Below are 18,093 nucleotides of genomic sequence, written 5' to 3'. Positions count from 1 at the left end.
AGCCTGATGGCCATTAAACTGAGCAAGGAAGTGGAAGAGCGCCTGATTTCATCCCTGCAGCGCTACTGCGGTGAAAACATGGACGAGGAAATGGGTGGCCTGAAGGCGCGCATGCTGCTCGATTTCTGCGTGCGTGAAATCGGTCCATCGGTCTACAACCAGGCGATCCAGGATGCGCAGGCCGCGATGCAGGACAAGATCACCGAGGTCGAACATACCTGCTACGAAACCGAATTCCCCTACTGGCAGAAGAAGCGCTAAGCGTGCCTATTTGAACGGATTGCGCTCGTTCAGCTCATCCAGGTAAGTATCGATGCCGCCGCTTTCGCGTTGCAGGAAGCGTTCGATGGCATCGGCGAAGGCCGGGTGGGCCAGCCAGTGCGCCGACCAGGTCTTTTGCGGCAGGAAGCCGCGCGCCATCTTGTGTTCGCCCTGGGCGCCGCCCTCGAAGACGGCGATGCGCTCGGTGATGCAGAACTCCAGCGGCTGATAATAGGCTGCCTCGAAATGCAGGCAGGGCACGTGCTCCTGCGCGCCCCAATAACGGCCGTAGAGCGTGTCCGGCGTATGGATCACCAGCGAGGCCGCGATCGGCCGGCCTGCGCGTTCGGCCAGCACCAGCAGGATATTCTGCGGCATATCGCGGCCGATGCGCAGGAAGAAGTCCAGGTTCAGATACGGCGAGGAGCGGTGCTCTGCATAGGTATTGGCATAGCAGCGGTGGAAGAAGCGCCAGTGCGCTTCGTCGATATCCGCGCCGCGCAGCCGGCGCAGCGTCACGCCCGCCTCGTTCACCTTGCGCCGCTCGGCGCGGATATTCTTGCGCTTCTTGTGCTCCAGCGTGGCGAGAAAGGCCTCGAAGTCCGGGTAATCCTGATTCAGCCAATGGAACTGCACGCCGCTGCGCAGCATGAATCCCGCGTCCTCCAGCAGGGCGGTCTGCTCCTCGGGCGGGAACAGGATATGGGTGGACGACATGCCTGCCGCCTGCTGCTGTTCCATCAGGAAGGCCAGCAAAGCCTTGCGCGCCACAGCATCGCGCGCCAGCAGGCGCGGGCCGCACACCGGCGTGAACGGAATCGCCGACAGCAGCTTGGGATAGTACTCGACGCCGTTGCGGTGATAGGCATCGGCCCAGGCCCAGTCGAACACATACTCGCCATAGGAATGCGACTTCACGTAAAGCGGCATGGCCGCGGCCAGCGCATCGCCATCCCACAGCATGAGGAATTGCGGCTGCCAGCCCGTTTCCGCGCAAGCACTGCCCGATTCATGCAGCGCATGCAGAAAGGCATAAGAAAGAAAAGGATTCGGCGCCCGATCCGGCTCCTGGGCGGCCAGCAGTTCATCCCAAGCCGCCTCGCCCACCTCCGCCAGCGACGAAATCACCCCAGTGCGATAGTCCATCGCCGCATTGTACGCAAAACCCCGTCCACGCGCCTACTGCCGAGCCCGTGTCCACCTTGGGGTCAGACCCTAATCGGACACGGGCTCAGGCGGCCCGACGACGGTCGAGTTCGTGTCCGATCGGTGCCTGGCACCAAGGTGGACACAGGCTCGGCGGTGGGTTTTGCTGCGGGTGCGCAGGGAGGAGGGGGCAATGTTAAAATCGTTGACATTCTTGTTGGCTGCTTCCCCATCTTTATGTCGCATTCTTTTCATAATCTGTATTCCCATGATTTTGTCCGCTTGAGCGTGGCGGTGCCGCGCTGCCGTGTGGCCGATCCGCTGCATAACGCGGCCGAGACGATCGCGCTGGCGCAGCAGGCGGCGGCGCAGGGGGCGGCCTTGGTGGCGTTTCCGGAACTGGGCCTGTCGGCTTATACCTGCGATGACCTGTTCCACCAGCGCGCGCTGCTCGACGGCTGCCTGACGGCGCTGGCGCAGATCGTGGAGGCTTCGCGCGGCATCGGCGCGGCCATGATCGTGGGCTTGCCGCTGCGCGTCGACCATCAGCTCTTCAATTGCGCGGCTGTGGTGGCGGGCGGCCGCATCCAGGGTGTGGTGCCGAAGAGTTATCTGCCCAATTACGGCGAATTTTACGAGGCGCGCCAGTTCAGCGCGGCCGACGAGGCCATCTCCAGCACGATCGAACTGCTGGGCCAGAGCGTGCCTTTCGGCGCCAACCTGCTGTTCCAGGCCGAGAACCTGCCGCTGTTCAAATTCCATATCGAGATTTGCGAGGACGTGTGGGTGCCGATCCCGCCGTCGTCCTTCGCCGCGCTGGCCGGGGCGACGGTGCTGGTGAACCTGTCGGCCTCGAACGTCATCGTCGGCAAGGCCGATTACCGCCATCAGCTGGTGGGCCAGCAGTCGGCGCGCTGCCTGGCGGCCTATCTGTACTCCTCGGCCGGGCGCGGCGAGTCGACCACCGACCTGGCCTGGGATGGCCAGGCGCTGATCTACGAAAACGGCGAGATGCTGGCCGAGGCCGAGCGTTTCCAGGATGAGTCGCATCTGATCTTCGCCGACGTCGATCTGGAGCGCCTGTCGCGCGAACGCATGCGCACCACGACGTTCGGCCAGTCCAGCCGCCGCCACAAGGACGAGGTGGCGCGCTTCCGCACCGTGCGTTTCGCGCTGGAGCTGCCGACCCACCGCGTGCTGCCGCTGGAGCGCAATGTGGCGCGCTTCCCCTATGTGCCGTCCAACCCGCAGCTGCGCGACAAGCGCTGCAACGAGGTGTACAACATCCAGGTGCAAGCGCTGGTGCAGCGCCTGTCTTCGAGCGGCATCAAGAAAGTGGTAATCGGCGTGTCGGGCGGCCTCGATTCGACCCACGCCCTGCTGGTCTGCGCCAAGGCGATGGACCGTTTGCAGCTGCCGCGCACGAATATCCTGGCCGTGACCATGCCCGGCTTCGCCACCAGCAGCCGCACCTTGCTGCAGGCGCGCGCCCTGATGGACTTCGTCGGCTGCAGCGCCTCCGAAATCGACATCCGCCCCAGCTGCATCCAGATGCTCAAGGATATCGGCCACCCCTATTCGGAAGGCAAGGAAGAGTACGACATCACCTTCGAGAACGTGCAGGCGGGCGAACGCACCAACCATCTGTTCCGCCTGGCGAACCACCACAACGGCATCGTGATCGGCACCGGCGACTTGAGCGAGCTGGCGCTGGGCTGGTGCACCTACGGCGTGGGCGACCATATGTCGCACTACAATGTGAACGCCAGCGTGCCCAAAACCCTGATCACGCACCTGGTGCGCTGGGTGGCGGAAAGCCGCCAATTCGGCGAAACCGATTCGGCGGTGCTGCTGGCGGTGGTGAATACCGAAATCAGCCCCGAACTGGTCCCCGGCAAAAGCGGGGACGAGGCGCCGGCACAGATCACGCAAAACGTGATCGGTCCTTACGAATTGCAGGACTTCAACCTGTACTACACCTTGCGCTTCGGCTTCGCGCCGGCCAAAGTGGCCTTCCTTTCGCACCATGCCTGGCAGGACCGCAACGCGGGCCAGTGGCCGGACGAGACCCATGTGGCGCGCAACCAGTATGAGCTGAAGGATATCAAACACAATCTCGGCATCTTCCTGCGCCGCTTCTTCCAGACCAGCCAGTTCAAGCGCACTTGCGTGCCGAACGCGCCCAAGGTCGGCTCGGGCGGTTCGCTCTCGCCGCGCGGCGACTGGCGCGCGCCGAGCGATTCCGAGGCCACCGTCTGGCTGGAAAACCTGAAGACCGTGCCCGATGCCTGAACCGTTTTAACCATAAGGAGAATCAGATGAAACAGATTACCGCAGTGATCAAGCCCTTCAAGCTGGACGAGGTTCGCGAGGCGCTGGCCGAGGTCAATGTGACCGGTCTGACCGTGACCGAGGTCAAGGGCTTCGGCCGCCAGAAAGGCCATACCGAGCTGTATCGCGGCGCGGAATACGTGGTCGATTTCCTGCCCAAGGTGAAAGTGGAAGTGGTGGTGGACGATAGCGTGGCCGAACAGGTGGTGGACGCCATCATCAAGGCCGCGCGCACCGGCAAGATCGGCGACGGCAAGATCTTCGTGCAGAATGTGGAGCAGGTGATCCGCATCCGCACCGGCGAAACCGGCGCGGACGCGGTGTAAAACTGCCGCAGGGGAGGGCGGCGCCCGGCGCTTACGGGCGGCCCACCCGCATGTCGAATTTCCAGGTCAACAGGCGCAGCAGCGTAATCACGGTGGCGCTCAGCCACAGCGCGAAGTCGTCGGACACATTGGTCCGCTGCAGCAGGATGTAGAGCCAGCAGCCGATGAAGGCGCAGATCGCATACGGCTTCCCGTCGCGGAACACCATCGGCACCTCGTTGCAGACGATGTCGCGCAGCACGCCGCCGAAAATCCCCGTAATCACGCCCATCATCGAAGCGATAAACAGCGGCATATTCGCCGTCAGCGCCAGCGACACGCCGGCCACGGCGAACAGGCCGAGGCCCACCGCGTCGGCGATCACGATCAGGCGTTCGGAGACGATCTGGCGCAGGGTGCGGATCAGGGGATTGGCGATCAGGGCCAGGATGAAGATCAGGATCGCATATTCCTGGTGCTGGACCCAGAACAGCGGGCGGCGGTCGAGCAGGATGTCGCGCAGCGTGCCGCCGCCGAAAGCGGCGATGAAGGCCACGGTGAAGACGCCGACGACGTCCATGCGCTTGCGGCGCGCTTCGATGAAGCCCGAAAATGCGCCGACCAGAATCGCGATGATCTCAATGACCGTGATCAGGGAAACGTGCGGCATGTGCTTCATGTATGTGGTTCTTGTTGGAAAGTTACAGATGACCACAGGTTAACATGAGGCCCACCCTTGCGAGAAGGGTTAAACCGGCCCGTGCGGCCGGTTTTCAATAATTGTTGCTGAAAATCAGCGCTGCGGCTGCAGGGCGGCGCGCAGCAGGACGATCAGGGCGCCTTCGCCGCCTTCGGCCGAGCGGGCCTGGCAAAAGGCGACCACGCCGTCGGTCTGCACCAGCCAGCTGTGCACCATGGACTTGAGCACCGGCTCCTGGCGCCGCGAACCGAGGCCGCGGCCATGGATCACGCACACGCAGCGCTGGTTGCGCATCACGGCCTTGCGCAGGAAGTCGCCCAGCGCGTCGCGCGCGCCGTCGCGGTTCAGGCCATGCAGATCGAGTTCGGCCTGCACCGGCCAGTGGCCCTTGCGCATCTTCTTCACCACGTCGGGACCGACGCCGGGGGCGGCGTAGTTCAGCGACGGGTCTTCTTCCATATAGTGGTCGACTTCAAACAGGTCGGACAGCGACTCGCGCAGCACGGCCTGGTCGTCTTCCGCCTGTTCCTTGGCCGTCAGCGGCTTGCGCGGGCCGGCGGCAACGGGCATGGCGGGCGCCGAAGGGGGCTTGGGCACATAGCGGTCGGACACCGGCATGCGCTTGACGCCCGCCAGATTGGCCTGAAACAGATTGGCCTCCTGCGCCTGTACCTTTTCGCGCTTGACGCGCTCGGCCTCGGCGGCCTTGCGCTCCTCGCCCTGTTCCCTGAGCTGCTTGCCCAGGGATTTCAGGTCGGCGAAATCCTTCAGTCCCGCCATGGCGCTTACTCCTGCGCTTCCAGGTAGCGCTGGGCGTCCAGCGCGGCCATGCAGCCGGTGCCGGCGCTGGTGATGGCCTGGCGGTAAATGTGGTCCTGCACGTCGCCGGCGGCGAACACGCCCGGCGCGGTGGTGGCGGTGGCCATGCCTTCGGTGCCGGTCTTGGTCTTGATATAACCGTTGTGCATTTCCAGCTGGCCTTCGAAGATGCCGGTGTTCGGCTTGTGGCCGATGGCCACGAACAGGCCGTGCACCTTGATGTCGCTCAGCTCACCGTCGTTGGACTTGATGGTCAGGCCGGTGACGCCGCTGTCGTCGCCTTTGACTTCGTGCAGATTGCTGTTCAGTTTCAGCTCGATCTTGCCTTCTGCGACCTTGGCCATCAGGCGGTCGATCAGGATCGCTTCGGCGCGGAATTTGTCGCGGCGGTGGATCAGGGTGACCTTGGTGGCGATGTTCGACAGGTACAGCGCTTCCTCGACGGCGGTGTTGCCGCCGCCGACCACGGCCACTTCCTGGCCGCGGTAGAAGAAGCCGTCGCAGGTGGCGCAGGCCGACACGCCCTTGCCCATGAAGGCCTGCTCGGAAGGCAGGCCCAGATACTGGGCCGAGGCGCCGGTGGCGATGATCAGGGTGTCGCAGGTGTATTCATTGCTGTCGCCGATCAGACGGATCGGTTTTTCGCTCAGCTTGGCGGTATGGATATGGTCGAACACGATTTCGGTCTTGAAGCGCTCGGCGTGCTGCAGGAAGCGCTGCATCAGGTCCGGGCCTTGCACGCCCATCGGGTCGGCCGGCCAGTTTTCCACGTCGGTGGTGGTCATCAGCTGGCCGCCTTGCTCCACACCGGTGACAAGCATCGGGTTCAGATTGGCGCGCGCGGCGTAGATGGCAGCGCTGTAACCGGCGGGACCGGAGCCAAGAATCAATACGCGGGCGTGTTTGGTAGTGGTCATGGGAATATTCTTTGCAAGTTGGTGTAAAACCATAGTTTGGGGCATTGCACTGAAGCACAAGTAATTCAGGCAAGCAAAGCAGGATTATAAGCCCAAGCGCTATTTCCATGAATTGAAAGGCCAGTTTGACTCTCAATCGCTTAGAATAAGCGCAATCATGTTATTCCCCGTACGCAACATCCACCTGTAGCAATGAGCAAAACGAGCCAACAGACAACTAATAGTTACACGCGCAGCACGACTGAGCGCCAGCCACTGCCGAGCCGCATGGTGCGCCTGCTGTCGGAGGCGCGCTGGTTCGCGCTGGCCGCCGTTTGCCTGTATTTTGTGCTGATCCTGCTCAGCTATAACAAGCTCGATCCGGGCTGGTCGCACGCCAGCGAAGTGCCCAAGGTGCGCAATCTGGGCGGCCATTTCGGCGCCTGGCTGTCCGACCTGCTGCTGTTCATCTTCGGTTTTTCGGCCTGGTGGTGGTGCATCATCCTGATCCGCTTCGTGTGGCGCGGCTACCGCCGCCTGACGCACCGCTTCGTGCTGGAAAAGGAAGAAGAGCCGGTGCAGCGCGAAGTCTGGCTGATCGGCGTGATCGGCTTTTTCCTCATGCTGGTCGGTAGCATGGGGCTGGAATACCTGCGCATGTACTCCCTGCATGTGCAATTGCCGCGCGCCCCGGGCGGGGTGCTGGGCCAGTTGATCGGCCATTCGGCCCATGTGGGCCTGGGCTTTACCGGCGCCACCCTGATGCTGCTGCTGCTGTTCGGCCTGGGCTTCAGCCTGTACTTCCATGTCTCGTGGATGGCCGTGGCCGAGCGCATCGGCGAGCTGGTGGAGAACGCCTTCGATTGGTTCCGCCTGCGCATGGAAGACCGCCAGGACCGCCGCCAGGGCGAAGTGGCCACCGTCAAGCGCGAGGAAGTGGTGGTGCAGGAGCGCGCCAAGCACGTGGAGAAGCATCCTGTTGCCGCGCCCACCATCAAGGTCGAGCCGCAGGTGGTGGAGGTGCCGAAGTCCGAGCGCGTGCAGAAAGAGAAGCAGGCCAGCCTGTTCCAGGATCTGGAAAACACCGACCTGCCGCCGCTGTCGCTGCTGGATGAGGCGCCGCCGGCCCAGGAAACCGTGTCGGTAGAAACGCTGGAATTCACCAGCCGCCTGATCGAGAAGAAGCTGTCCGACTTCGGCGTGGAAGCGAAGGTGGTGGCGGCTTACCCCGGCCCGGTGGTGACGCGCTACGAAATCGAGCCTGCCACCGGCGTCAAAGGCAGCCAGATCGTCAACTTGGCGCGCGACCTGGCGCGTTCGCTGTCGCTGACTTCGATCCGCGTGGTGGAAACCATCCCCGGCAAAAATTATATGGCGCTGGAGCTGCCCAATTCCAAACGCCAGATCGTGCGCCTGACCGAAATCCTCGGCTCCAAGGTCTATAACGACAATGCCTCTTCGTTGACCGTGGCGCTGGGCAAGGACATCGCCGGCAAGCCGGTGGTGGCCGACCTGGCCAAGATGCCGCACTTGCTGGTGGCCGGCACCACCGGTTCGGGCAAGTCGGTGGGTATCAACGCCACCATCCTGTCGCTGCTGTACAAGGCCGATCCGGCCGATGTGCGCATGATCCTGATCGACCCGAAAATGCTGGAGATGTCGGTCTACGAAGGCATTCCGCACTTGCTGGCGCCGGTCGTCACCGATATGCGCCAGGCCGGCCACGCGCTGAACTGGGCGGTGAACGAGATGGAGCGCCGCTACAAGCTGATGTCCAAGCTGGGCGTGCGTAATCTGGCCGGCTACAACGCCAAGATTGCCGAAGCGGCCAAGAAGGAAGAGCACATTCCGAATCCGTTCAGCCTGACCCCGGATTCGCCCGAGCCGCTGGAAAAGCTGCCCACCATCGTCATCATCATCGACGAGTTGGCCGACCTGATGATGGTGGTCGGCAAAAAGGTGGAAGAGCTGATCGCGCGTATCGCGCAAAAAGCCCGCGCGGCCGGCCTGCACTTGATTCTGGCGACGCAGCGCCCATCTGTGGACGTGATTACGGGCCTGATCAAGGCGAATATCCCGACCCGTATCGCCTTCCAGGTCTCGTCCAAGATCGACTCGCGCACCATTCTCGACCAGATGGGCGCGGAAACGCTGCTGGGCATGGGCGATATGCTGTATATGCCGCCCGGCACCGGCCTGCCGGTGCGCGTGCACGGCGCCTTCGTTTCGGACGACGAGGTGCACCGCGTGGTCAAGCACTTGAAAGCCCAGGGTGAACCCAACTATATCGAGGGTATCCTGGAAGGTGGCACGCTGGACGGCGAAGGCGGCGGCGATGCCGGCGGTGGAGGTGGCGGCGGCGAGGGCGGCGGCGAAGCCGACCCGATGTATGACCAGGCCGTGCAGGTGGTGCTCAAGCACCGCCGCGCTTCGATTTCGCTGGTGCAGCGCCATCTGCGCATCGGTTATAACCGCGCGGCGCGCCTGCTGGAACAAATGGAAAACAGCGGCGTGGTTTCGGCCATGCAGTCGAACGGCAACCGCGACATTCTCGCCCCGTCCGACAGCGCAGAATAAGGAAGCGACGCATGAAGCAATTCAAATTCAAGGCCGCGCTGGCGGCAGGCGGCTTGCTGTTGGCAAGTCTGTCCGGCGTGGCCGGCGCCACGGCGCTGGAGCAGTTCAAGACTTTTGTGGCCGGCACCAAGTCGGCCAAGGGTGAGTTCACGCAAAAGCTGGTGAAGAACGCCGAGAGCGGCGGCAAGGTGTCGCAGCCGACCACCGGCACCTTCGTGTTTGCGCGCCCCGGCAAATTCATCTGGAATTATCAAAAGCCTTACGAGCAGTTGCTGCAGGCCGATGGCGAACAGTTGTATATCTACGACAAGGACCTGAACCAGGTCACGGTGAAAAAGCTGGGCGACGCGCTTGGTTCTTCGCCGGCCGCCATCCTGTTCGGCAGCAATGAGCTGGACAAGAACTTCACCTTGAGCGAAGCCGGCACGCGCGACGGCCTGGAATGGCTGAAAGCCGTGCCCAAGACCAAGGACACCAGCTTCGAGCAGATCCTGATCGGCCTGCGCAGCGGCACGCCGGAAGCGATGGAGCTGAAGGATAACTTCGGCCAGACCTCGGTGCTGTCCTTCCGCAAGTTCGAGAAGAATCCGGCCTTGAATGCGGGCGCCTTTAAATTTGTCATGCCCAAGGGCGCCGACGTCCTGAATAATTAAGTTTCCCGGCAGCGCAACGTGGAGCGTTGCGGCGCCTCCACCGACAAAGATTATGGCCGACCTTTTTTCAACCGAACCGCGCCAGCCCCTGGCCGAAGCGCTGCGTCCGAAAACCCTGGACGAGGTGATCGGCCAGACCCATTTGCTGGGCGAGGGCAAGCCGCTGCGGCTGGCCTTCCAGGCCGGCAAGCCGCATTCGATGATCCTGTGGGGGCCGCCCGGCGTCGGCAAGACCACGCTGGCGCGGCTGACGGCGAATGCCTTCGACGCCGCCTTCATCGCGCTGTCGGCGGTGTTCGCGGGCGTCAAGGATATCCGCGCCGCCATGGACCAGGCGCAGCAGAACCTGGACCAGTACCGCAAGCACACCATCCTCTTCGTCGACGAGATCCACCGCTTCAACAAGGCGCAGCAGGACGCCTTGCTGCCGTTCGTGGAATCGGGCCTGGTGACGTTCATCGGCGCCACCACCGAAAATCCCAGCTTTGAGGTCAATTCGGCGCTGCTGTCGCGCGCCCAGGTGTATGTGCTCAAATCGCTGAGCGACGAAGAGATGCGCCAGCTGCTGGCCAAGGCGCAGCAAGTCTCGCTGCCGCATCTGCAGTTCGAGGAGGTGGCCATCGACACCCTGGTCGGCTTTGCCGACGGCGATGCGCGCCGCTTCCTGAATCTGCTGGAGCAGGCCGACACCGCCGCCAAATCGGCCGGCGTGCAGAAGATCGACGCCAGCTTCGTCGAAAATGCCATGACGCTGAACGCGCGCCGCTTCGACAAGGGCGGCGACAATTTCTACGACCAGATCTCGGCCCTGCACAAGTCGGTGCGCGGCTCCAATCCCGACGCCGCCCTGTACTGGTTCTGCCGCATGATCGACGGCGGCGCCGATCCGCGCTACCTGGCACGCCGCATCGTGCGCATGGCCTGGGAAGATATCGGCCTGGCCGACCCGCGCGCCCTGACCATGGCCAACGATGCCGCCGCCACTTACGAGCGTCTGGGTTCGCCCGAAGGCGAGCTGGCGCTGGGCCAGGCCGTGATCTACCTGGCCGTCGCCGCCAAGAGCAACGCCGGCTACAACGCCTTCAACGCCGCCATGGCCTTCGTCAAGCGCGACAAGTCGCGCGAGGTGCCGGTCCATCTGCGCAATGCGCCGACCAAATTGATGAAAGAACTGGGCCACGGCCACGACTACCGTTACGCCCACGACGAGCCGCACGCCTATGCGGCCGGCGAAACCTACTTCCCCGACGATATGCGCGAGCCGGGCTGGTATCAACCGGTGCCGCGCGGCCTGGAAAGCAAGATCGCCGACAAGCTGGCCTTCCTGCGTTCGCTCGATGCGGATGCGGGCAAGAAGTAAGGCCGGCTATCCAAGTGTCCAGTTCTGAACAGCCATCGCAAGCGCCGCTGTCCGGAACTGCACACTGCCTGCGCGGCGAAGACGAAAAACGCCGCATTCCAGCGCCTTCACACGTTGGCACATCCTTTGCTCTACAAGGGTTTTCACCCTTATATAGAACGGAGGAGAGATGAGGTTCAGAGATTTTCGAATAGGCCTGCGCATCCTGATTCAAGACCCGGCTTTTTCCCTGGTGGCGATCCTGGGCCTGGGCGTAGGCCTGGCCGCGTGCCTGCTGTTGCTTGGATTCGCGCGCTACTCCTGGCAATACAACGCGCATGTGCCGGATGCCGACCGTGTCTATCTGGTCAAACAGCGCCAGAATATGGGCGACTACGCTGACTGGACCGATCAGGCGCCCACCCTGCTGCGCGCTGCGGCGCAAAGAACGCCGGGCGTGGCCGCCGCCAGCGGCTTTGTCAACTGGCTGCCGCTTACCGTGCAGACCGATGCCCAGTTGCGCAAGCTGAAAAGCCTGACCGTGCTGCCCGGTTTTGCCGAAATGCTGGGACTGCGGGCGCTGAAAGGCGACCTGAATGCGGCGCTGACGCAGCCGGACAGCTTCGCCATCACCGAAAAGACCGCGCTGCGCCTGTTCGGCACCACCGATGTGCTGGGCCGCACGGTGCGCGCCAGCAGCGTGCAGGAACAGCCGGCCAGCCTGCGGATCGCGGCGGTGCTGCGCGATCCGCCGGCGAATACCACCATTCCCTATGAAGCCTTGAATGGCGTCGCCTCGGCCCTGGTGCCGGCGGAAGCCAGGAGCGAAGCGCTGATCGGCGCGAACGGCTGGTGGGGTTATCTGCTGGTGCGCCTGAAACCCGGCGCTTCGCCCGAAGCGGTCGGAGAGAGCTTGCAGCAGGCGATCGACCGCGCGCCGGCGGCGCAGGGCATACCGCCCGAAGTGCGCGCGCGCCTGGGCAAGCGCAAGGCCATGGACATCATGCTGTCGCCCTTGCGCGAAGCTTATTTCGACACGCAGCTGGCGCCGAACCGTTTTTCGTATGAGGTCGATCGGGGCAGCCGCGCCATGATTGTCGGCTTGCTGATTGTGGCTGGCCTGATCCTGCTGCTGGCGGGGATCAACTATGTGAACCTGGCGACCATCCGCGTGATACGGCGCCAGCGCGAGATCAGCATGCGCAAGGTGCTGGGCGCGGGAGCGCCGCGGCTGGCAGGGCAGTTCGTGGCCGAGTCGCTGCTGCTGGCGTTGCTGGCGACGGCATTGGGGCTGCTGCTGGCCTGGCTGGCATTGCCGTTGTTCGGCGAGCTGACCAAGCGTGACCTAAGCGGCGTGCTGACGGCGGCGAATATCGGCGCGGCGGCCTTGCTCGGCATGTTCCTTGGCCTGCTGACCGCCATTTATCCGGCGTGGATCGCCTTCCGCGTGCGTCCATCGCAAGCGCTGGCCGGCCGTTCCGATACCGAGGCGCTGGGCAGCCGGCGCCTGCGCCAAATTCTGACCGTGCTGCAGATCGGCGTCGCCATGGGGCTGGCCAGCTTTACCTTGGCGGTGGCATGGCAGACCCGCTTCGCCATGGAGGCCTCGCCCGGCTTCGATCCAGCGCCGCTGCTGATTGTCGACCTGCCGGAAGCGCATGCGGTCAGGCGCAGCGAACAGGCGCGCAGCTTCATCGAGGCGCTCAAGCGCGAACCCGGTATCGCCGGCGTTGCGGTCAGCACCGATGCCATGGGCCGCTCGAAAAACCGTTGGAGCACGGAGATGCGGCGCGAAGGCGGGAAGGGCATGCCGGTCGACGTCAAATCGGTCAGCGCCAACTTCTTCGCGCTGTATGGCATCCGTCCTGTCGCCGGCCGCCTGTTCGAAGCCGGGACGGACAAGGAAAACGACAGCGTCCCTGTGGTGATCAACGCGCTGGCGGCACGCCAGTTCGGCTTCGCCACGCCTGCCGAGGCGCTGGGCCAGACCTTGCTGTTCCGCGGCGAAGGCGAAGGGCAGAAGGACGGCATGCTGAGCAAGCGCGTGGTCGGCATTGCGCCGGAAATCCATTTCTACTCGCTGCGCGAACCCGCCTATCCGGCCGCCTATGAGCTGTGGACCGACGGCACCACGCTGAGCGTCCGCTCCGCGCTGCCGCTGCCGCAGATCGAGCGTGCGGTGCGGCGCTTATGGCCCGCCTACTTCCCCAACTCGGTGCTGGAAATGCGCCCGGCCAAGGATATCTACGCGGCTAACTATGACACCGATGCCAGGGTGGCGCGCATGCTCACCTTCGCCACCACCATCGCCTTCCTGATTGCCGGCATTGGCGCCTACGTGCTGGCCGCCGACGCGGTGGAGCGCCGCACGCGCGAAATCGCCCTGCGCAAGCTGTTTGGCGCCCAGCGCGCCCACATCGGCCGGCTGGTGGCGCGCGAACTGGGCGTGATGGTCCTGCTGCCGGCCCTAATTAGCCTGCCGCTGGCGGCCTTTATCATCGCCAAATTCCTCGGCTCCTTCGCCGAGCGGGCGCCGCTTGCCTATTGGGCGCCCGTCTTTGCCCTGGCGATCGGCCTGGCCATGGCCGCGCTGGCCGGCGCCCGCCAAGCCTGGGCAGCCATGGGCCTGAATCCTGCCGCAGCACTGCGTGCTTGAGCAGTTTGAACGATTGTCACGCTCTCCGCCTTCGGAGTGGCGTGGCAATCAAGCACTGAATCTCCTCGTGATACGATATGCTCCATACACAGATAGATTGCGAGGGGCATATGCAAGTCGCAAAATGGGGCAATAGCTTGGCAGTTCGCCTGCCGGCATCCGTGGTTGAAGCGCTCGATCTGAAGCCGGGAGACCATATCGATATCCAGGTGATTGGCAAGCGTTCGCTTACAGCCGCTGAGGGACTCAATGCAAGTGAGCCGCTGGTTCAGCTAAGGAAATTCCGCGGCAGATTGCCAGCGGATTTCAAGCTTGATCGCCAAGCCATCCATGAGCGTCGCTGAGCCGTTTTTTGATACCAATATTCTGCTCTACCTGTTGTCGGCAGCTTGTATTCGGAGGATATGCAGGACGGCTTGCTGGTTGAGCGGCAGTTTACCATCCGAAACCCGTTCAAATTCCCGTAATGAGGCCGCATCGTTACCGCAGTGCGGCACAAATTGTATACAAAATTCGTTGACAATCAATCCCGGCATCGGCATCATGGGCTGCATTGAAGGCTGTCATTTTTAACAAGCCTTGATCCAACGTCGCCGGCAGAAGCGGCGCTGCTGCACCTCATTGGAGAGATGCCCCATGCGTGTCAAGCTAGCCACCGCCGTGCCTGCACCGCCGCAACCGCGAACCGTCCCGTACCCCGGTGGCGAGTCCATGCGCCTGTCCCATTCTTTCCGCTTTGTTTTCCGTCCGCCGCACGCCACCGGCCGGGCTTACAGCATCCGAAAAATACCGATGGAGACAACACATGAACAAGCTGCTTTACCAGGTGGACGATCATCCGCCCTTGATTATGACCGTCCTGCTGGCGCTGCAGCATATGCTGGCCGCGCTGGGCGGGATCATCGCCGTGCCCCTGGTCGTGGGGGCCGTGCTTAAACTGCCGTCCGACCAGATGGTGGCGCTGGTGAATGCCGCGCTGCTCGGCTCCGGCGTCGTCACCTTCATCCAATGCAAGGGCGTGGGACCGGTTGGCATCCGCCTGCCTTGCGTGATGGGCACCAGCTTCGCCTTTGTCGGCGCGGCCATTTCGGTGGGGCTGGAACATGGCGTGCCGGGCATTCTCGGTTCCTCGCTGGCGGCCTCGCTGGTGATGATCGTCGGCAGCTTCTTCATGCCGCAGATCCGCAAGCTGTTCCCGCATTCCGTGACTGCCGTGGTGGTGACGATGATCGGCCTGTCCCTGGTGCCGGTGGCGATCGACTGGGCGGCGGGCGGCAAGGCGCCGGGCGCGAACTATGGCGCGCCGATGAATCTGGGCATCGCCGTCTTCGTGCTGGTAGCCGTGATCGCGCTGGTGCAGTACGGGAAAGGCATTTTCTCGGCCGCCGCCGTGGTGCTGGGCATGTTCATCGGCTACCTGGTGTGCCTGGGCCTGGGCATGGTGGATTTCTCTTCCGTGCACAAGGCCGAGATTTTCGCGCTGCCCCAGCCGCTGCACTATGGCCTGACCTTCCCGCTCAGCGGCATCGTGGCGATGGCGATTGCCTATCTGGTGACGATGGTGGAAACCACCGGCACCTTCATGGCCCTGGGCGGCGCCACGCAGACCAAGATGCGCGGCAAGCTGCTGGCGCGCGGCGTGCTGTGCGACGGCCTGGGTTCGGCCTTTGCCGCCGTGCTGTCCAGCCCTCCGGTATCGACCTTCGCGCAGAACGTGGGCGTGGTCTCATTGACCGGCGTGGCGAGCCGCCATGTGGTGGCGCTGACGGGCGTGCTGCTGGCGCTGGCCGGCCTGTTCCCGGTGCTGGGTGCGGTGGTGGTGACGATTCCCCAGCCGGTGCTGGGCGGCGCGGGCCTGATGATGTTCGCCATGATTATCGCGGCCGGCATGCAGATGCTGAGCAAGGTGGAACAGAACAAGCGCACCGGCATCATCATCGCCGTCTCGGTCGGTTGCGGCCTGGCCGTGACGGTGCGGCCGGAATTGCTGTCCAAACTGCCCGCTTTTGTGCACGAGATCTTCGGTTCCGGCATCACCGTGGGCGCGCTGATGGCCGTCTTCCTGAACCTGGTGCTGCCCGAGCGTCCGGTGGAAACGGGTGACGAGGAAGATGAGCTGGTGCCGCAAGCCATGCTGACCAAGGAACTGGAGGTGGCGTAAATCTTCCAGCCGCAGTAGTATCCCATCCCCGCGCCGGCCAGCGATGGCCGGCGCTTTCCATGCTGTTTCCGCAATGCCCGGCATTGTTTCCGCAGCGTTTTATCATTTCAGACCAATGACTAAAACCCTACTGATCAAGAATGCGCGCGTTGTCGTCACCATGGATGAGCAGCGCCGCGAAATCGCCGATGGCGGCGTTTTCATCCGCGACAATGTGATTGCCCAAGTTGGGCCGATGGCCGAGTTGCCGCAGACGGCCGACGAGGTCATCGACGCCTCGCGGCATGTGGTGCTGCCAGGATTGGTGAACACCCACCATCATATGTACCAGAGCCTGACGCGCGTGATTCCGGCCGCGCAGAACGGGGAACTGTTCGACTGGCTCACCAATCTGTATCCGATCTGGTCCCATCTGACGGCCGAGATGGTGCATGCCTCGACGCTGACCGCGATGTCGGAACTGATCCTGAGCGGCTGCACCACGAGCAGCGACCATCTCTACATCTACCCCAACGATTGCCGGCTGGAAGACAGCATCGAGGCGGCGCGCGAGATCGGCATGCGCTTCCACGCGGCGCGCGGCGCCATGAGCGTGGGTCAGTCGAAAGGCGGGCTGCCGCCAGACTGCGTGGTGGAAGAGGAGGGTGCCATCCTGCGCGATACCCAGCGCCTGATCGAGACCTACCACGACGCCGGACGCTATGCCATGCAGCGCATCGTGGTGGCGCCATGCTCGCCGTTCTCCGTCTCGCGCGATCTGATGAAGGAGTCGGCGGCGCTGGCGCGCAGCCATGGCGTGTCGCTGCATACCCATCTGGCGGAAAACCTCAACGACATCGCTTACAGCCGCGAGAAATTTAAGATGACGCCGGCCCAATATGCCGAGGATTGCGGCTGGGTAGGGCATGATGTCTGGCATGCCCACTGCGTGCAGCTGGACGAGCATGGCATCCAGCTCTTCGGCCGCACCGGCACCGGCGTGGCGCATTGTCCCTGCTCGAATATGCGGCTGGCGTCTGGCATTGCGCCGATCGGCAAGATGCGGGCGCACGGCGTGCCGGTGGGCCTGGGTGTGGATGGCTGCGCCTCCAACGATGCCGGCCATATGCTGGGCGAGGCGCGCCAGGCCATGCTGCTGCAGCGCGTCGGCTTCGGCCCGGACGCGATGACGGCGCGTCAGGCGCTGGAACTGGCCACGCTGGGCGGCGCCAAGGTGCTGAACCGCGACGATATCGGCGCGCTGAAACCGGGCATGGCGGCCGACATCGTGCTGTTCCAGCTCGACCAGATCGGCTTTGCCGGCGCGCTGCACGACCCGGTAGCGGCGCTGGTGTTCTGCACGCCCTCGCATGTTTCGCACAGCATCATCAACGGCAAGGTCGTGGTGCGCGACGGGCAGTTGCAGACGGTGGATTTGCCGCTGGTGATCGAGCGCCACAACCGCCTGGCGCGGCAACTGGCGCTGGCGGCGGGCAGCCGGCCGGCCTGACTTACTTCAGCAGGGCCGTGACCAGATCCTTGGCGGCATGGCTGTTCGGCGCAAAGACCAGGGCCGCTTCCACGTGATGCAGGTGGGCCAGCATCACGCTGGCCGCCTGGTCGGCATCGCCGGAGCGCGCCGCCTTGAGGAAATCCGCATGCTCGTTGGATGAGCAGGCTGCGTCGCGGTCGGACTGGTACAGCATGGTGATGAGGGAGCTGCGCGCCACCAGCTCGCTGAGGATTTCCAGCAGCACCTGGTTGCCCACCACCTCGGCCAGCAGCACATGGAAGTCGCCCAGCAACTGGGCGCGGATCTTGGAATTGTCGCCCTGGAGCGATGCGCGCTCGGCCTGCAGATGCTTTTCCAGCAGCTTGTAGTCAGCCGGCCGCGCCTTCGCCACGAACTCGCGCGCCAGCGCCGCCTCGATGATGCGCCGCGCCGCGAAGATTTCGCGCGATTCCTTTTCGCTGGGCTGGCTGACGAAAGCGCCCTTGTCCGGCACCATATCGATCAGCTTATCCTTGGACAGGATCAGCAGCGCCGCGCGGATCTTGGTGCGGCTGACTGAATACAAACGCGACAGCGCCTCCTCGCGCAGCTTGGTCCCCGGCGGCAGCTTGCGCGCCGCGATGGCCTCGGCGAGATGGTTGGCGATCTCGTAGGAACTCTCCCCGGAGTTTGGCTTTTCTTCGGCTTCTGCGCTACGCGTATTCATTGCTCAATGATACCGTGGCGACCATATATTTGCCATGTCGCCAGCGTTATG

The 18,093-nt window shown here is 63.7% G+C and carries 15 protein-coding genes; 10 read left to right on the top strand and 5 right to left on the bottom strand.

Annotated features, from left to right (window positions below; translation table 11 throughout):
- Nucleotides 1-6 precede the first annotated feature (6 nt).
- Nucleotides 7-261 (top strand): DUF2164 domain-containing protein, encoded by a 255-nt coding sequence (locus FHS03_RS07640; RefSeq protein WP_183440402.1) that lies wholly within the window; start codon nucleotides 7-9, stop codon nucleotides 259-261.
- Between the two features lie 6 nt (nucleotides 262-267).
- Here the strand turns inward: FHS03_RS07640 and FHS03_RS07635 are convergent, their stop codons facing one another.
- Nucleotides 268-1,407 carry a GNAT family N-acetyltransferase gene (locus FHS03_RS07635; protein ID WP_183440401.1) on the bottom strand — a complete coding sequence of 380 codons (1,140 nt, stop codon included), beginning with the start codon at nucleotides 1,405-1,407 and terminating at the stop codon, nucleotides 268-270.
- A 237-nt stretch (nucleotides 1,408-1,644) separates the two neighbouring features.
- Between FHS03_RS07635 and FHS03_RS07630 the strand changes: the two genes are divergently transcribed.
- Both FHS03_RS07630 and FHS03_RS07625 read left to right on the top strand, forming a co-directional pair.
- Entirely contained in the window at nucleotides 1,645-3,699 is a 2,055-nt protein-coding gene (locus FHS03_RS07630; protein WP_183440400.1) for an NAD(+) synthase, read from the top strand.
- 26 nt (nucleotides 3,700-3,725) lie between these two features.
- Nucleotides 3,726-4,064, top strand: a complete 339-nt coding sequence (locus FHS03_RS07625; protein ID WP_050408554.1) for a P-II family nitrogen regulator — start codon at nucleotides 3,726-3,728, stop codon at nucleotides 4,062-4,064.
- A 31-nt stretch (nucleotides 4,065-4,095) separates the two neighbouring features.
- Here FHS03_RS07625 and FHS03_RS07620 read toward each other — a convergent pair whose 3' ends face one another.
- From FHS03_RS07620 to trxB, 3 genes are all read right to left on the bottom strand, one after another.
- Nucleotides 4,096-4,722: a trimeric intracellular cation channel family protein gene (locus FHS03_RS07620; RefSeq protein WP_183440399.1), complete on the bottom strand. Its 627-nt coding sequence runs from the start codon at nucleotides 4,720-4,722 to the stop codon at nucleotides 4,096-4,098.
- Nucleotides 4,723-4,836: 114 nt separating this feature from the next.
- Nucleotides 4,837-5,523: a Smr/MutS family protein gene (locus tag FHS03_RS07615; protein WP_183440398.1), complete on the bottom strand. Its 687-nt coding sequence runs from the start codon at nucleotides 5,521-5,523 to the stop codon at nucleotides 4,837-4,839.
- A gap of 5 nt (nucleotides 5,524-5,528) precedes the next feature.
- On the bottom strand, nucleotides 5,529-6,479 hold the full coding sequence (trxB, locus tag FHS03_RS07610) for a thioredoxin-disulfide reductase (RefSeq protein WP_183440397.1): 951 nt from the start codon (nucleotides 6,477-6,479) through the stop codon (nucleotides 5,529-5,531).
- 192 nt (nucleotides 6,480-6,671) lie between these two features.
- On the opposite strand from trxB, the gene FHS03_RS07605 reads away from it, so the two are divergent.
- The 7 genes from FHS03_RS07605 to FHS03_RS07575 all read left to right on the top strand — a co-directional run bounded on the left by FHS03_RS07605 (nucleotide 6,672) and on the right by FHS03_RS07575 (nucleotide 17,333).
- Nucleotides 6,672-9,035 (top strand): DNA translocase FtsK, encoded by a 2,364-nt coding sequence (locus tag FHS03_RS07605; protein WP_183440396.1) that lies wholly within the window; start codon nucleotides 6,672-6,674, stop codon nucleotides 9,033-9,035.
- A gap of 11 nt (nucleotides 9,036-9,046) precedes the next feature.
- On the top strand, nucleotides 9,047-9,688 hold the full coding sequence (gene lolA / locus FHS03_RS07600; RefSeq protein WP_183440395.1) for an outer membrane lipoprotein chaperone LolA: 642 nt from the start codon (nucleotides 9,047-9,049) through the stop codon (nucleotides 9,686-9,688).
- Nucleotides 9,689-9,740: 52 nt separating this feature from the next.
- Nucleotides 9,741-11,048, top strand: a complete 1,308-nt coding sequence (locus tag FHS03_RS07595; protein ID WP_183440394.1) for a replication-associated recombination protein A — start codon at nucleotides 9,741-9,743, stop codon at nucleotides 11,046-11,048.
- A 169-nt stretch (nucleotides 11,049-11,217) separates the two neighbouring features.
- A complete protein-coding gene (locus FHS03_RS07590; protein WP_183440393.1) occupies nucleotides 11,218-13,683 on the top strand; it encodes an ABC transporter permease in 2,466 nt (821 codons plus the stop codon).
- A 110-nt stretch (nucleotides 13,684-13,793) separates the two neighbouring features.
- Complete coding sequence (locus FHS03_RS07585) at nucleotides 13,794-14,027, top strand: AbrB/MazE/SpoVT family DNA-binding domain-containing protein (RefSeq protein ID WP_183440392.1); 234 nt, start codon at nucleotides 13,794-13,796, stop codon at nucleotides 14,025-14,027.
- 461 nt (nucleotides 14,028-14,488) lie between these two features.
- Nucleotides 14,489-15,844 (top strand): nucleobase:cation symporter-2 family protein, encoded by a 1,356-nt coding sequence (locus tag FHS03_RS07580; protein ID WP_183440391.1) that lies wholly within the window; start codon nucleotides 14,489-14,491, stop codon nucleotides 15,842-15,844.
- Between the two features lie 115 nt (nucleotides 15,845-15,959).
- Nucleotides 15,960-17,333: an 8-oxoguanine deaminase gene (locus FHS03_RS07575; RefSeq protein WP_183440390.1), complete on the top strand. Its 1,374-nt coding sequence runs from the start codon at nucleotides 15,960-15,962 to the stop codon at nucleotides 17,331-17,333.
- A 1-nt stretch (nucleotide 17,334) separates the two neighbouring features.
- Here the strand turns inward: FHS03_RS07575 and FHS03_RS07570 are convergent, their stop codons facing one another.
- Nucleotides 17,335-18,042 carry a GntR family transcriptional regulator gene (locus tag FHS03_RS07570; protein ID WP_183440389.1) on the bottom strand — a complete coding sequence of 236 codons (708 nt, stop codon included), beginning with the start codon at nucleotides 18,040-18,042 and terminating at the stop codon, nucleotides 17,335-17,337.
- Nucleotides 18,043-18,093 lie beyond the last annotated feature (51 nt).

This window comes from Pseudoduganella violacea (genome assembly GCF_014191875.1).
In the GTDB taxonomy this organism is placed as follows: Bacteria; Pseudomonadota; Gammaproteobacteria; order Burkholderiales; family Burkholderiaceae_D; genus Rugamonas; species Rugamonas violacea_A.
This window is presented reverse-complemented; position numbering and strand designations above follow the sequence as displayed.